The sequence below is a fragment of the Streptomyces sp. NPDC085524 genome (genome assembly GCF_044541755.1).
Classification (GTDB): Bacteria; Actinomycetota; Actinomycetes; order Streptomycetales; family Streptomycetaceae; genus Streptomyces.
Genome location: NZ_JBITTH010000004.1, coordinates 265,462 through 278,634, shown reverse-complemented (window position 1 = coordinate 278,634; position 13,173 = coordinate 265,462). Strand labels below are relative to the sequence as shown.

The window sequence follows — 13,173 nt, the reverse complement described above, 5'->3', positions numbered from 1 at the left end:
GGCTTCCTGCTGCTCTGCTCTGTGCTGCTGTGGTGGAGCGGTGGAGCTACTTCTTCTCGACCGCGTGGCCGCCGAACTGATTGCGCAGCGCGGCGATCATCTTCATCTGCGGGGAGTCGTCCTGACGCGACGCGAACCGCGCGAAGAGCGAGGCCGTGATCGCGGGCAGCGGCACGGCGTTGTCGATCGCCGCCTCCACCGTCCAGCGTCCCTCGCCCGAGTCCTGTGCGAAGCCCTTGAGCCTCTCCAGGTGCTCGTCCTCGTCGAGGGCGTTCACGGCCAGGTCCAGCAGCCAGGAACGGATGACCGTGCCCTCCTGCCAGGAGCGGAAGACCTCGCGGACGTCGGTGACCGAGTCCACCTTCTCCAGCAGCTCCCAGCCCTCGGCGTAGGCCTGCATCATGGCGTACTCGATGCCGTTGTGGACCATCTTCGCGAAGTGGCCCGCACCCACCTTGCCGGCGTGCACGGCGCCGAACTCGCCCTCCGGCTTGAGGGCGTCGAAGACCGGCTGGACCCGTGCGACGTGGTCCTTCTCGCCGCCGTACATCAGCGCGTAGCCGTTCTCCAGGCCCCAGACACCGCCGGAGACGCCGCAGTCGACGAAGCCGATGCCCTTGGCCGCCAGCTCCTTGGCGTGCTTCTCGTCGTCGGTCCAGCGGGAGTTGCCGCCGTCGACCACGATGTCGCCGATCGACAGCAGCTCCGCGAGCTCGTCGATCGTGGACTGCGTCGCCGCACCTGCCGGGACCATCACCCACACGACGCGGGGGGCCTGCAGGCCGTCCACAAGTTCCCGCAGGCTGTGGACATCGGCGAGGTCCGGGTTGCGGTCGTATCCGATGACGGTGTGGCCTGCGCGGCGGATGCGCTCGCGCATGTTGCCGCCCATCTTGCCGAGACCGACGAGACCAAGCTCCATCAGGTGGTTCCTTAAGCGTTGTGGCCGTCTGTGCCGGGGCTCCCCGGCCGTTCTCAGAACGCGCGGGCCGCCCACCGGATCCGAGCCTACGCCGGGGCGTGCCACCCGGCCCCACGGGCGCTCCCAGGTGGACGAACCGGCTCCGGCGGGCTCCGTACGAGGTCAGGCAGCGGCCGGCCCGTGAGACGTACGGGGGCGGACGCCGTCGGGCCCGGCCCCGCGGCATGCGAGACCGGGCCCGACGTGAGCGCGTCAGCCGGACAGACGCACCGGCATGATCAGGTACTTGTAGGCCTCGTCCGCCTCCGCGTCGACCGCCGGGCGGCCGCTGAGCAGCGCCGGCTTGGTGGACGTGGTGAAGCTCAGCTGCGCGGCCGGCGAGTCGATCGCGCTCAGGCCGTCCAGCAGGAAGGTCGGGTTGAAGGCGATCGAGATGTCGTCGCCCTCCAGCTGGGCGTCGACGCGCTCCACAGCCTGTGCATCGTCGCTGGAACCGGCTTCCAGGATCAGCACGCCCTGCTCGAAGCTCAGGCGGACCGGGGTGTTGCGCTCGGCGACCAGGGCCACGCGCTTGACGGCCTCGACGAACGGGGCGGTCTCGATCACGGCGATGGAGTTGAACTCCGTCGGGAACAGCGTGCGGTACTTCGGCAGGTCGCCCTCGAGGAGACGGGTGGTGGTGCGGCGGCCGGCGCCCTCGAAACCGATGAGGCCCTCGCCCGCACCCGAGCCCGAAAGCGCCAGGGTGACTGTGTCACCGCTGGTCAGGGACTTGGCGGTGTCGAGGAGCGTCTTCGCGGGCACCAGGGCCACGGCGGAGGCGTCCGGGTTCTCCGGCTTCCACAGGAACTCGCGGACCGCGAAGCGGTAGCGGTCGGTGGAGGCCAGGGTGACGCGGTCGCCCTCGATCTCGATGCGGACACCGGTCAGCACGGGCAGCGTGTCGTCGCGGCCGGCGGCGATGGCGACCTGGGCGGCGGCGGAGGCGAAGACCTCACCGGGCACGGTGCCGGTCGCGGTCGGCATCTGCGGCAGCGCCGGGTACTCCTCCACAGGCAGGGTGTGGAGTGTGAACCGCGAGGAGCCGCAGACCACGGTCGCCCGTACACCGTCTGTGGAAATCTCCACCGGCCGGTTGGGGAGGGCGCGGCAGATGTCGGCGAGGAGCCGGCCGGAGACGAGGACGGTGCCGTCCTCCTCGACGTCCGCCTCGACGGAGACCCGGGCCGAGACCTCGTAGTCGAAGCCGGAGAGGGACAGCATGCCCTCCTCGGCCTTCAGCAGCAGGCCCGCGAGAACGGGCACCGGCGGCCGGGCCGGGAGGCTGCGTGCGGCCCACGCCACTGCCTCCGCGAGTACGTCGCGCTCCACCCGGATCTTCACCGGAACCGCCTCCTGCTGTTGCTCGCTCGTCTGCCGGCCTTCGTCGTCGGCCCGTCGATGCCTCGACCGATGCCGGGGACCAGTCTGACGTACGGCGCCGACAGTCGTTGCTGTCGGCGGTCAAGTCGGGAGCGAGGTGTCGGGGAGGGCCGCCCACCGAGTTGTGCACAGGACCTGCTTGAAAACCGAAACCGGCCTAACTCTCTATGGGGGTAGTAGTAGGGCCTGTGGAAACGGTGGAAAACCTCGTTCTCCCAGGTCAACCCCAGTTTTTTATCCCCACAGCCTGTGGGTGGCACCGGTGGACAACACGGTGTCTCTGTGGAGAACGAAAATTTCTGCACAGGCTGTCCCCAGGGACCCCCGACTACTCCACAGGTGTGTCCCCAGCTTTCCCCCGGTACTCCACAAGCCAAACGTCCACATCCGTGTGACGGCTTTCACTCCGGGTGGTGAGAGGGGGTGGCGCGTTGCCGAACAGTGGACAACGGTGTGGAGAAGACATCGGATCCTGTGCACAGGATCCGCGAACCTGTGGGTCACCGGTGGACAACGTGGTGGACAGCCCTGTGGATGAAAATTTTGTCCACAGCCTGTGGATGGTGCTTGCTCACAATTCCACAGGGTTCTGACCTGCCCTGATGGGCCCTCAACCAGCACCCCTGTGGACAGATTGTGGGCGACGGAGTACGTCCCCAGGCTGTGGACGGAAGAAAGTCACCGAATCTGTGGATGAGTTGGCTCCCGGGGGGCGTATTCGAACAGGTCAGGGGCGCACGGACGAAGAAGGGCGCCCCCGATGTGGTCCGGGAGCGCCCTCTCGATGGGTTTGAAGAGCCCGTCGCGGGCTCGGTGGCGGCTCCGCTCAGCCGTTCTTGATGCGGTTGGTGAGCTCGGTGACCTGGTTGTAGATGGAGCGCCGCTCGGCCATCAGAGCCCGGATCTTGCGGTCCGCGTGCATGACGGTGGTGTGGTCCCGGCCGCCGAACTGCGCACCGATCTTCGGCAGCGAGAGGTCGGTGAGCTCCCGGCACAGGTACATGGCGATCTGCCGGGCCGTGACCAGCACCCGGCTGCGCGAGGAGCCGCACAGGTCGTCCACGGTCAGCCCGAAGTAGTCCGCGGTGGCCGCCATGATGTCGGTGGCGGTGATCTCGGGTGCGCTGTCCTCGCCGCCCGGGATCAGGTTCTTCAGGACGTCCTCGGTCAGACCCAGGTCGACGGGCTGCCGGTTCAGGCTCGCGAAGGCCGTGACCCGGATCAGCGCCCCCTCCAGCTCACGGATGTTGCGCGAGATCCGGGAGGCGATGAACTCCAGTACCTCCGGCGGGGCGTTGAGCTGCTCCTGGACGGCCTTCTTGCGCAGGATCGCGATACGGGTCTCCAGCTCGGGCGGCTGGACGTCGGTGATCAGGCCCCACTCGAAGCGGTTGCGGAGCCGGTCCTCGAGGGTGACGAGCTGCTTGGGCGGCCGGTCGGAGGAGAGCACGATCTGCTTGTTGGCGTTGTGGAGCGTGTTGAAGGTGTGGAAGAACTCCTCCTGCGTCGACTCCTTGCTCGCGAGGAACTGGATGTCGTCGACGAGCAGGATGTCCATCTCGCGGTACCGCTTGCGGAAGGCGTCGCCCTTGCCGTCGCGGATGGAGTTGATGAACTCGTTGGTGAACTCCTCCGAGCTCACGTACCGCACGCGGGTGCCCGGGTAGAGGCTGCGGGCGTAGTGCCCGATGGCGTGCAGCAGGTGCGTCTTGCCGAGTCCCGACTCCCCGTAGATGAAGAGGGGGTTGTACGCCTTCGCGGGCGCCTCGGCGACGGCCACGGCGGCGGCGTGCGCGAAGCGGTTGGAGGCGCCGATGACGAAGGTGTCGAAGAGGTACTTGGGGTTCAGGCGGGCGGTCGGCTCGAGCGGGCCCGAGGTGGAGCCGCCGGAGGGAGCGGGCGGCGCCGCGGGCCGGCCGGGGGCCTGGCGCGGGGCGGGCTGCTCGTAGGACTGCTGCTCGTACTGCTGGGGTTCGTACTTCGACGGCTCGTACTTGGACTGCTCGTACTTCGTCTGGTCGTACGGGGACTGCTCGTACTGTCCCTGCGGTTCGTAGGAGCCCTGGTCGTAGGAGGGCTGCTCGGGCTGCTGGAGGTAGCCCGGCTGCGGGGAGGCGTACGGGTCGCGCTCGGGGAAGCCGCCGAGGCGGGGCTGCTGCCAGCCGTAGTCGTCCTGCTGGCCGCCGCGGGGCCAGGCGCCGGGCTCGGGGCGCGGCTGCTGGTACTCCGGGTAGGCGGGGCGGGCGGTGGGGAGCTGGTCGTCGCCGTTGCCGGGGCCGCCGGGGCGCTGGCCGCCGTAGGGCTCGTAGCCGCCGGGCTGCTGCACGGGCGGTGCGGAGGGCGCGGGCTCGCCGGCGGAGTCGTCCACGGTGATGGCGATGCGGATGGGGCGGCCGCACTCGCGGCTGAGCGCGTCGCTGATCAGGGGGGCGAGCCGGCCCTCGAGGACGCGCTTGCCCCATTCGTTGGGGACGGCGAGGAGCGCGGTGTCGGCGACGAGTGCCAGGGGCTGGCATCGTTCGACCCACTGCTTGTCCTTGGGCTCGATGCCCGGCTGTCCTTCACCGAGGAGCTTTTCGAGCACCCTGGGCCACACTGCGGCAAGATCGGCAGGTACGTCAGCCACAGGGCACGCTCTCTCACAGGGGTCCCACGAATGTGTGGTTCTTTGGGACGGTCGGGACAAAAAAACCGGGATCAGACAACGGTAGTCAGGCCTACGGGTACGGTTCAAGTCGTTGTCCACAGCCTGTGCACAGTGTGGGGCCTGGCCGGCTCGGTTTGACCGGATGGCGTAGCCGCGCGTACCGTAACGAGGTCGAGTTGTCGATGGCTGCTGCCGCCTGCCTACCGATGGGCGAAGATCACTGATTGTGATCATTTAGCGGTGCCACTCGGGCGAACACGCGAGTTTCTCCTCGTGGGCGCACGGTGACAGCCAGGCGATGTCCCGCCACAACGATTCATTCTCTGGAGCCCCCGAGTGAGCAAGCGCACCTTCCAGCCGAACAACCGCCGTCGTGCCAAGACCCACGGCTTCCGTCTTCGGATGCGTACCCGTGCCGGTCGCGCGATCCTGGCGAACCGTCGCAGCAAGGGCCGCGCCGCCCTTTCCGCGTAAATACGCGGAAATCGTGACGTCGTGCTGTCTCCCGAGAATCGGCTGAGGCGGCGCGAGGACTTCGCGAGCGCGGTACGCCGAGGACGCCGGGCTGGTCGCCCGCTCCTTGTCGTCCACCTACGTACAAGCGGTGCAACGGACCCGCACGGGCCGGGGGAGATCGATCCCTCGACGCGTGCGGGTTTCGTCGTCAGCAAGGCTGTCGGCAATGCCGTCATACGTAACCGGGTGAAGCGGCGTCTGCGCCATCTGGTCCGGGAGCGGCTGTCTCAGCTGCCCGCCGGTAGCCTGGTGGTGGTACGAGCGTTGCCCGGAGCGGGCGATGCCGGCCCTGACGAACTCGCCCGGGACCTGGATGCCGCTCTGGCGCGGCTTCTGGGAGGCGTGGCTCGATGAAGTACCCGCTGCTCGCTTTGATCAAGCTGTACCAGTGGACGATCAGTCCGCTGCTCGGGCCGGTGTGCCGCTATTACCCCTCGTGCTCGCACTACGGGTACACGGCCATCGACCGGCATGGTGCGGTGAAGGGGACGGTTCTGACCGCCTGGCGGATCCTGCGGTGCAATCCGTGGTCCCCGGGTGGTGTGGACCATGTCCCACCCCGTAAACGCCCGCGTTGGCACGAGCAGCTGCGCAGTGCGTTGCGTAGATCTCGCAATGCTCAAGGAGCCTGATTAGTGGACACGATTGCCAATCTGTTCAGCTTTATCACCACACCTGTTTCGTGGATCATCGTCCAGTTCCACAGCCTGTACGGGGCGGTCTTCGGACCGGACAGCGGGGCGGCCTGGGGCCTGTCCATCGTCTCCCTGGTGATCTTGATCCGCATCTGTCTGATCCCGCTCTTCGTGAAGCAGATCAAGGCGACGCGCGGTATGCAGGCGCTCCAGCCGAAGATGAAGGTGATCCAGGAGCGCTACAAGAACGACAAGCAGCGTCAGTCCGAAGAGATGATGAAGCTGTACAAGGAGACGGGTACCAACCCGCTCTCCTCGTGCCTTCCCATCCTGGCGCAGTCCCCGTTCTTCTTCGCCCTGTACAGCGTTCTGTCGGCCATCGCCAACGGCAAGACCATCGGCGTGATCAACGAGGAGCTGCTGGCGAGCGCCCGTCAGGCGCACATCTTCGGCGCTCCGCTGGCCGCCAAGTTCACGGACAGTGCCGCGAAGGTCGCGAGCCTCGACGCCTCGATCACCGACGTGCGCATCGTGACCGCGGTCATGATCGTCCTGATGTCGCTGTCGCAGTTCTACACCCAGCGTCAGCTCATGGCGAAGAACGTCGACCTCTCGGTCAAGACGCCGTTCATGCAGCAGCAGAAGATGCTGATGTACATCTTCCCGCTGATCTTCGCCGTCATGGGCATCAACTTCCCGGTCGGTGTCCTCGTCTACTGGCTGACCACGAACGTCTGGACCATGGGTCAGCAGATGTACGTGATCAACCAGAACCCGACGCCGGGCAGCAAGGCGCAGGACCAGTACCTGACCCGTCTGCTGAAGCACATCAGCTCGCACGGCGAGGTCAAGGGCAAGGCCAAGAAGAAGGTCGTCGCGGCGATCGTGGCCAAGGGCCCGGACCGCAACGACAACGAGCGCAAGTTCATCACCGCTCTGACCAAGCAGGGGCTGGCCGCCCAGGCGGACGGCTCTGTGATCAAGAGTTCCGAGGCCACATCGGATGCGGATGCCGCGAGCGGCGGCGCCGCGAAGCGACAGCAGCCGAAGAGGCAGTCGAAGTCGCAGCGTCAGTCGCCCAACAAGCCCTCTCCCAAGAAGTAAGAAGGAGTCCCTCCCGTGACGGAAGGCACCACCACCGCCGCCGCTGAGGGTGGCGACACCCTGACCCGCCTCGAGCAGGAGGGTGAGATCGCGGCCGACTATCTCGAGGGTCTGCTGGACATCGCCGACCTGGACGGCGACATCGACATGGACGTCGAGGCCGACCGGGCCGCGGTGTCGATCGTCAGTGACTCCGCCAGCCGCGACCTGCAGAAGCTCGTGGGCCGTGACGGTGAGGTTCTGGAGGCTCTGCAGGAGCTGACCCGCCTCGCGGTGCACCGGGAGACCGGGGACCGCAGCCGGCTGATGCTGGACATCGCCGGGTTCCGTGCGAAGAAGCGCGAGGAGCTGGCGGCGCTGGGCGCCAAGGCGGCGGCGGACGTGAAGGCGTCCGGTGAACCGCTGAAGCTGGCCCCGATGACGCCGTTCGAGCGAAAGGTCGTCCACGATGCCGTGGCGGCCGCGGGTCTGCGCAGCGAGTCCGAGGGCGAGGAGCCGCAGCGCTTCGTCGTTGTGCTCCCGGCCTGATCGGTAGCGAATGTGTTCGGCCCCGTCTGTGTCGCAGGCGGGGCCGATGTTTGTCAGCCTGGCATGTGAGAAACCATGCGGTACGGAAGGACGGTCCCCGTGACGGAGGCAGCTGAGCTTCCCCCGGCGCCTGAAGAGGCGCGTGCGGTGTTCGGTGAGTTTTTCCCGGAAGCTGTGCGCTACGCGGAGCTGCTGGCGGATGCGGGAGTCAAGCGGGGCCTCATCGGGCCGCGTGAGGTGCCGCGGCTGTGGGAGCGGCACCTGCTGAACTGCGCTGTGCTGTCGGAGGTGGTGCCCCAGGGCGTCACCGTGTGCGATGTGGGTTCGGGGGCGGGTCTGCCGGGTATCCCGCTGGCTCTGGTGCGCCGGGATCTGAAGATCACGCTGCTCGAGCCGCTGCTGCGGCGTACGACCTTCCTCCAGGAAGCCGTCGAGTTGCTGGGCCTGGACCACGTCACGGTGGTGCGCGGGCGGGCCGAGGAGGTCCTCGGCAAGGTGCAGCCGGTGCACGTGGTGACGGCTCGTGCGGTGGCTCCGCTGGACCGGCTGGCCGGCTGGGGCGTGCCCCTGCTGCGTCCGTACGGCGAGATGCTGGCGCTCAAGGGCGACACCGCCGAGGAGGAGCTGGTGAGCGCGAAGACCGCGCTGGCGAAGCTCGGTGTGGTGAAGACCTCGGTGCTTCATGTGGGTGAGGGTGTGGTGGATCCCCTGTCCACGGTCGTGCGCGTCGAGGTCGGGGAGAGCCCCGGCGGTGTGAGGTTTGCGGCCAAGCGGGCTAAGGCGGCTCGGGTGAGCCGTACGCGTCGCCGCCGCTGAAGTGACGTGGTTCTACAGGGTCCGGCAGCGGTTTCTGCCGCGTTGGGCCCTGTAGGTAGGGATTTCGGAGTGTCGTAGCAGCCTGAAGACTCCGTCCGGGCATCGTGTTTCACGTGAAACGTCGCTCTCTGCTGCACGGAATCATCAGCCGCGGTCGTGCGGCTGCGTCCCCCCGCGAGAAGAAGGAAGCGAGGGGGACGGAGTTGTCCACATCGGTGGATTCATCCACAGGAGTAAGGGCCCCGCTGGTTCGCGAGCCGGGTGGCATGGCAGGCTCTGTTCATCGCGAGCCTGATGTCGAGGAGAGTGACACCGTGCGGTCCGACGCCGATCTCGCGGGGCCGATGGCCGATCCGGTCCCCGGTCCCCGCTCTGAATCGCCGGGTGAGGATGTTTCACGTGAAACATCGGCGCCCCTTGTAGACAACGACACCCCGATCGGCCGAGCCGCCCAGCTGGCGGTCGAGGCGCTGGGGCGTGCCGGTGAGAAGCTTCCCCGGCCGGAGCAGACCCGGGTCATCGTGGTGGCCAACCAGAAGGGCGGCGTGGGCAAGACCACGACGACCGTGAACCTGGCAGCCTCGCTGGCCCTGCACGGGGCGCGGGTCCTGGTGGTCGACCTCGATCCGCAGGGCAATGCCTCCACGGCGCTGGGTATCGACCACCACGCGGACGTGCCGTCTATCTATGACGTGCTCGTGGACAGCCGGCCCCTGCTGGAGGTCGTGCAGCCCGTGGTGGACGTGGAGGGGCTCTTCTGTGCTCCGGCCACGATCGACCTGGCGGGTGCGGAGATCGAGCTGGTGTCGCTGGTGGCCAGGGAGAGCCGGCTCCAGCGGGCGATCCAGGCGTACGAGCAGCCGCTGGACTACATCCTGATCGACTGCCCGCCTTCGCTGGGGCTGCTGACGGTGAACGCGCTGGTGGCCGGTGCCGAGGTGCTGATCCCGATCCAGTGCGAGTACTACGCGCTGGAGGGTCTGGGCCAGCTGCTGCGCAATGTGGATCTGGTGCGGGCCCATCTGAATCCGACGCTGCACGTGTCGACGATCCTGTTGACGATGTACGACGGCAGGACCCGGCTGGCCTCGCAGGTGGCGGAGGAGGTCCGTACGCACTTCGGCAAGGAGGTGCTGCGGACGAGCATCCCGCGGTCGGTGCGCATCTCGGAGGCGCCGAGCTATGGGCAGACGGTGCTCACCTATGACCCGGGTTCCAGTGGTTCCCTCTCCTATCTGGAGGCGGCGCGCGAGATCGCGTATCGCGGGGTCGGAATGCAGTACGACGCCCAGCAAGCCCATCTGGGCGCGGGCCTGAACAGCACGCAGAGTGTGGCGGAGGGGATCCAGTGAGCGAGCGACGTAGAGGCCTGGGGCGGGGGCTGGGTGCGCTGATCCCCGCGGCTCCGCAGGAGAAGACGCCGCCGGTGATCGGTGCAGGGTCGACTTCTCCGTCGGCGGTGCCGGTACTGACTTCGGAGCGGGGGGGCGCGGCAGCGAAGCTGGCTTTGCTGGCGCAGGCGGATGTTTCACGTGAAACATTGGTCGCCGCCGAGCCGGTGAGTGAGCCGGTGGCGGCGCCCGAGGCGAATGTGGTGGCGGGTGCGACGTTCGCGGAGCTCCCGATGGACGCGATCACGCCGAACCCGCGCCAGCCGCGTGAGGTGTTCGACGAGGATGCGCTGGCCGAGCTGGTGACCTCCATTCAGGAGGTGGGTCTGCTCCAGCCGGTGGTGGTGCGGCAGTCGACGCCGGGCCGCTACGAGCTGATCATGGGTGAGCGGCGCTGGCGGGCGTGCCGGGAGGCCGGGCTGGAGAGCATTCCGGCGATCATCCGGGCGACGGACGACGAGAAGCTTCTGCTGGACGCCCTGTTGGAGAACCTGCACCGGGCGCAGCTGAACCCGTTGGAGGAGGCGGCTGCGTACGACCAGCTGCTCCAGGACTTCAACTGCACGCACGACCAGCTGGCGGACCGGATCGGGCGCTCGCGCCCCCAGGTGTCGAACACGCTGCGGCTGCTGAAGCTGTCCCCGCCGGTGCAGCGCCGGGTGGCGGCGGGCGTGCTGTCGGCGGGACACGCGCGGGCTCTGCTGTCGGTGGAGGACTCCGAGGAGCAGGACCGGTTGGCGCACCGGATCGTGGCCGAGGGTCTGTCGGTGCGTGCGGTCGAGGAGATCGTGACGCTGATGGCGTCGGAGTCTCCGAGCAAGGTGAAGCCGAAGGGGCCGCGTGCGGGTGCCCGGGTGGCTCCGGCTCTGAGTGAGCTGGCGACGCGGCTGTCGGACCGGTTCGAGACTCGGGTGAAGGTCGACCTGGGCCAGAAGAAGGGCAAGATCACCGTCGAGTTCGCGTCGATGGAGGATCTGGAGCGGATCCTGGGGACGCTGGCGCCGGGCGAGGGCCGGGTGCTGGAACAGGGGCTTTCCCAGGAGTAGCACCCGCTGATCTTGTCACTGCCCCCTGCTCCTTCGAGATGTCCGCACTCGAAGAAGCAGGGGGCAGTGCTTACGATGTGGGCATGGGTCGTCGGCTGGTACCGCTCACGCTGGACAACCTCCGGGACCTGCCCAGGCGTTGCAGGAGCTGTGTGTTCTGGGAGCTGGATCCCGTCACCGGTGGGGCCGCCGTGAAGGCGGGTACCTCGGAGCTGGAGAAGGAGGCCTGGATCTCCGCGGTCCTGCTGGACTGGGGCTCCTGCGGCCGGGTGGTCTATGTGGACGAGGTGCCGGTGGGGTTCGTGCTGTACGCGCCGCCGGCCTATGTACCGAGGGCCGCTTCCTTTCCGACGAGTCCGGTGTCCCCGGACGCGGTGCAGCTGATCACGGCCTGGATCATGCCGGGGTATCAGGGGCAGGGTCTGGGGCGGGTGATGGTCCAGACGGTCGCGAAGGACCTGCTGCGGCGGGGGTTCAAGGCGATCGAGGCGTTCGGCGACGCGAGGTGGGAAGGGCCTGCCTGTCTGCTCCCGGCCGACCATCTGCTGTCGGTGGGATTCAAGACCGTGCGTCCGCACCCTTCTCATCCGCGGCTGAGGCTGGAACTGCGCACGACGTTGTCCTGGAAGGAAGACGTGGAGATGGCCCTGGACCGTCTGTTGGGCGGGGCCAGGGCGCGCAAGGAACCGGCACTGCGCCCGCTGTGAGTCCCGGACACGTGAAACGGGGCCGCCCCCTGGAGGGGCGGCCCCGTTTCACGTGGAGCAGTGACGCGTCAGGAGGGGTTGACCTCGACGAAGTCGGAGAGGTCGCGCAGGATGGCGGCCTTCGGCTTCGCGCCGACGATGGTCTTGGCGACCTCGCCGCCCTGGTAGACGTTGAGCGTCGGGATCGACATGACGCCGTACTTGGCGGCGGTGGCCGGGTTCTCGTCGATGTTGAGCTTGACGATCTCGATCTGGTCGCCGTACTCGGCGGCGATCGCCTCGAGCGACGGCGCGATCTGGCGGCACGGACCGCACCAGGCGGCCCAGAAGTCCACCAGTACGGGCTTGTCGCTCTTGAGGACCTCGGCGTCGAAGTCAGCGTCGGTCACGTTCTTGAGGGTGCCGGCCACAGCGGCCTCCTTCTTCATTCCTGCGGGGTGTTGGGTGGGGCTGGGGTGGGGCGGGTGTCAGGTCAGACTGCTGCGTGTGCCTTCTCGGCGTCCGCGAGGGCGGCGAGGAAGCGCTCGGCGTCGAGGGCGGCGGAGCAGCCGGTGCCCGCGGCGGTGATGGCCTGACGGTAGGTGTGGTCCACGACGTCGCCGGCGCCGAAGACGCCCGTGACGTTGGTCCGGGTGGAGGGGGCGTCGACCTTGAGGTAGCCCTCTTCGTCGAGCTCCAGCTGGTCCTTGAACAGCTCGGTGCGCGGGTCGTGGCCGACGGCGATGAAGAGGCCGGTCACGGGCAGCTCGGTGGTCTCACCGGTCTTGGTGTTGCGCAGGGTGAGGCCGGAGAGCTTCTGCTCGCCGTGGATCTCGGCGACCTCGCTGTCCCAGGCGAACTTGATCTTCGGGTCGGCGAAGGCGCGGTCCTGCATGGCCTTCGAGGCGCGCAGGCTGTCGCGGCGGTGCACGATCGTCACGGACTTGGCGAACCGGGAGAGGAAGGTGGCTTCCTCGATCGCGGTGTCGCCGCCGCCGACGACGGCGATGTCGTGGTCCTTGAAGAAGAACCCGTCGCAGGTGGCGCACCAGGAGACGCCGCGGCCCGAGAGTGCGTCCTCGTTGGGCAGGCCGAGCTTGCGGTGCTGGGAGCCGGTGGTGACGATGACGGCCTTGGCGCGGTGGACGGTGCCGGCGGTGTCGGTGACGGTCTTGATCTCACCGGTGAGGTCCACGGCGACGATGTCGTCCGGGACGAGCTCGGCGCCGAAACGCTCGGCCTGGCCGCGCATGTTGTCCATGAGGTCCGGGCCCATGATCCCGTCCTGGAAGCCGGGGAAGTTCTCCACCTCGGTGGTGTTCATCAGCGCGCCACCGGCGGTGACGGCACCTTCGAAGACCAGCGGCTTGAGCGAAGCGCGTGCGGTGTACAGGGCGGCGGTGTAACCGGCCGGCCCGGAGCCGATGATGATCACGTTTCGTACGTCGCTCACGGGTTTC

General features: G+C 67.9%; 14 protein-coding genes. 9 read left to right on the top strand and 5 right to left on the bottom strand.

What is annotated here, in order from left to right:
- Positions 1-46 precede the first annotated feature (46 nt).
- The 3 genes from gnd to dnaA all read right to left on the bottom strand — a co-directional run bounded on the left by gnd (position 47) and on the right by dnaA (position 4,970).
- A complete protein-coding gene (gene gnd, locus ACIGFK_RS08190; RefSeq protein WP_400050985.1) occupies positions 47-922 on the bottom strand; it encodes a phosphogluconate dehydrogenase (NAD(+)-dependent, decarboxylating) in 876 nt (291 codons plus the stop codon).
- Between the two features lie 252 nt (positions 923-1,174).
- Positions 1,175-2,305 carry a DNA polymerase III subunit beta gene (gene dnaN, locus ACIGFK_RS08185; protein WP_376657829.1) on the bottom strand — a complete coding sequence of 377 codons (1,131 nt, stop codon included), beginning with the start codon at positions 2,303-2,305 and terminating at the stop codon, positions 1,175-1,177.
- Positions 2,306-3,170: 865 nt separating this feature from the next.
- Positions 3,171-4,970 (bottom strand): chromosomal replication initiator protein DnaA, encoded by a 1,800-nt coding sequence (gene dnaA, locus ACIGFK_RS08180; RefSeq protein ID WP_376657828.1) that lies wholly within the window; start codon positions 4,968-4,970, stop codon positions 3,171-3,173.
- A 357-nt stretch (positions 4,971-5,327) separates the two neighbouring features.
- On the opposite strand from dnaA, the gene rpmH reads away from it, so the two are divergent.
- The 9 genes from rpmH (at position 5,328) to ACIGFK_RS08135 (ending at position 11,734) form a co-directional block, all read left to right on the top strand.
- Positions 5,328-5,465, top strand: a complete 138-nt coding sequence (rpmH, locus tag ACIGFK_RS08175) for a 50S ribosomal protein L34 (RefSeq protein WP_018547628.1) — start codon at positions 5,328-5,330, stop codon at positions 5,463-5,465.
- Positions 5,466-5,486: 21 nt separating this feature from the next.
- Positions 5,487-5,861 (top strand): ribonuclease P protein component, encoded by a 375-nt coding sequence (rnpA, locus tag ACIGFK_RS08170; protein WP_376657827.1) that lies wholly within the window; start codon positions 5,487-5,489, stop codon positions 5,859-5,861.
- Positions 5,858-6,139: a membrane protein insertion efficiency factor YidD gene (yidD, locus tag ACIGFK_RS08165; protein ID WP_075970728.1), complete on the top strand. Its 282-nt coding sequence runs from the start codon at positions 5,858-5,860 to the stop codon at positions 6,137-6,139. Before rnpA ends, yidD begins: the two co-directional genes overlap by 4 nt.
- 3 nt (positions 6,140-6,142) lie before the next feature.
- Positions 6,143-7,246 carry a membrane protein insertase YidC gene (gene yidC, locus ACIGFK_RS08160; protein WP_376657826.1) on the top strand — a complete coding sequence of 368 codons (1,104 nt, stop codon included), beginning with the start codon at positions 6,143-6,145 and terminating at the stop codon, positions 7,244-7,246.
- A gap of 15 nt (positions 7,247-7,261) precedes the next feature.
- Positions 7,262-7,774 (top strand): R3H domain-containing nucleic acid-binding protein, encoded by a 513-nt coding sequence (locus ACIGFK_RS08155; RefSeq protein ID WP_365164382.1) that lies wholly within the window; start codon positions 7,262-7,264, stop codon positions 7,772-7,774.
- Positions 7,775-7,873: 99 nt separating this feature from the next.
- Positions 7,874-8,590: a 16S rRNA (guanine(527)-N(7))-methyltransferase RsmG gene (gene rsmG / locus ACIGFK_RS08150; protein ID WP_376657825.1), complete on the top strand. Its 717-nt coding sequence runs from the start codon at positions 7,874-7,876 to the stop codon at positions 8,588-8,590.
- Between the two features lie 266 nt (positions 8,591-8,856).
- Positions 8,857-9,942, top strand: a complete 1,086-nt coding sequence (locus ACIGFK_RS08145; RefSeq protein ID WP_400050981.1) for an AAA family ATPase — start codon at positions 8,857-8,859, stop codon at positions 9,940-9,942.
- Positions 9,939-11,027, top strand: a complete 1,089-nt coding sequence (locus tag ACIGFK_RS08140; RefSeq protein WP_400050980.1) for a ParB/RepB/Spo0J family partition protein — start codon at positions 9,939-9,941, stop codon at positions 11,025-11,027. Before ACIGFK_RS08145 ends, ACIGFK_RS08140 begins: the two co-directional genes overlap by 4 nt.
- An 83-nt stretch (positions 11,028-11,110) precedes the next feature.
- Complete coding sequence (locus ACIGFK_RS08135) at positions 11,111-11,734, top strand: GNAT family N-acetyltransferase (protein ID WP_376657822.1); 624 nt, start codon at positions 11,111-11,113, stop codon at positions 11,732-11,734.
- Between the two features lie 68 nt (positions 11,735-11,802).
- On the opposite strand, the gene trxA is transcribed toward ACIGFK_RS08135, so the two are convergent.
- The gene (trxA, locus tag ACIGFK_RS08130; protein WP_376662387.1) at positions 11,803-12,144 is read right to left on the bottom strand and encodes a thioredoxin; all 342 of its coding nucleotides are present in this window, start codon (positions 12,142-12,144) and stop codon (positions 11,803-11,805) included.
- 62 nt (positions 12,145-12,206) lie between these two features.
- Entirely contained in the window at positions 12,207-13,166 is a 960-nt protein-coding gene (gene trxB / locus ACIGFK_RS08125; RefSeq protein ID WP_376662388.1) for a thioredoxin-disulfide reductase, read from the bottom strand.
- Between the last annotated feature and the right edge of the window lie 7 nt (positions 13,167-13,173).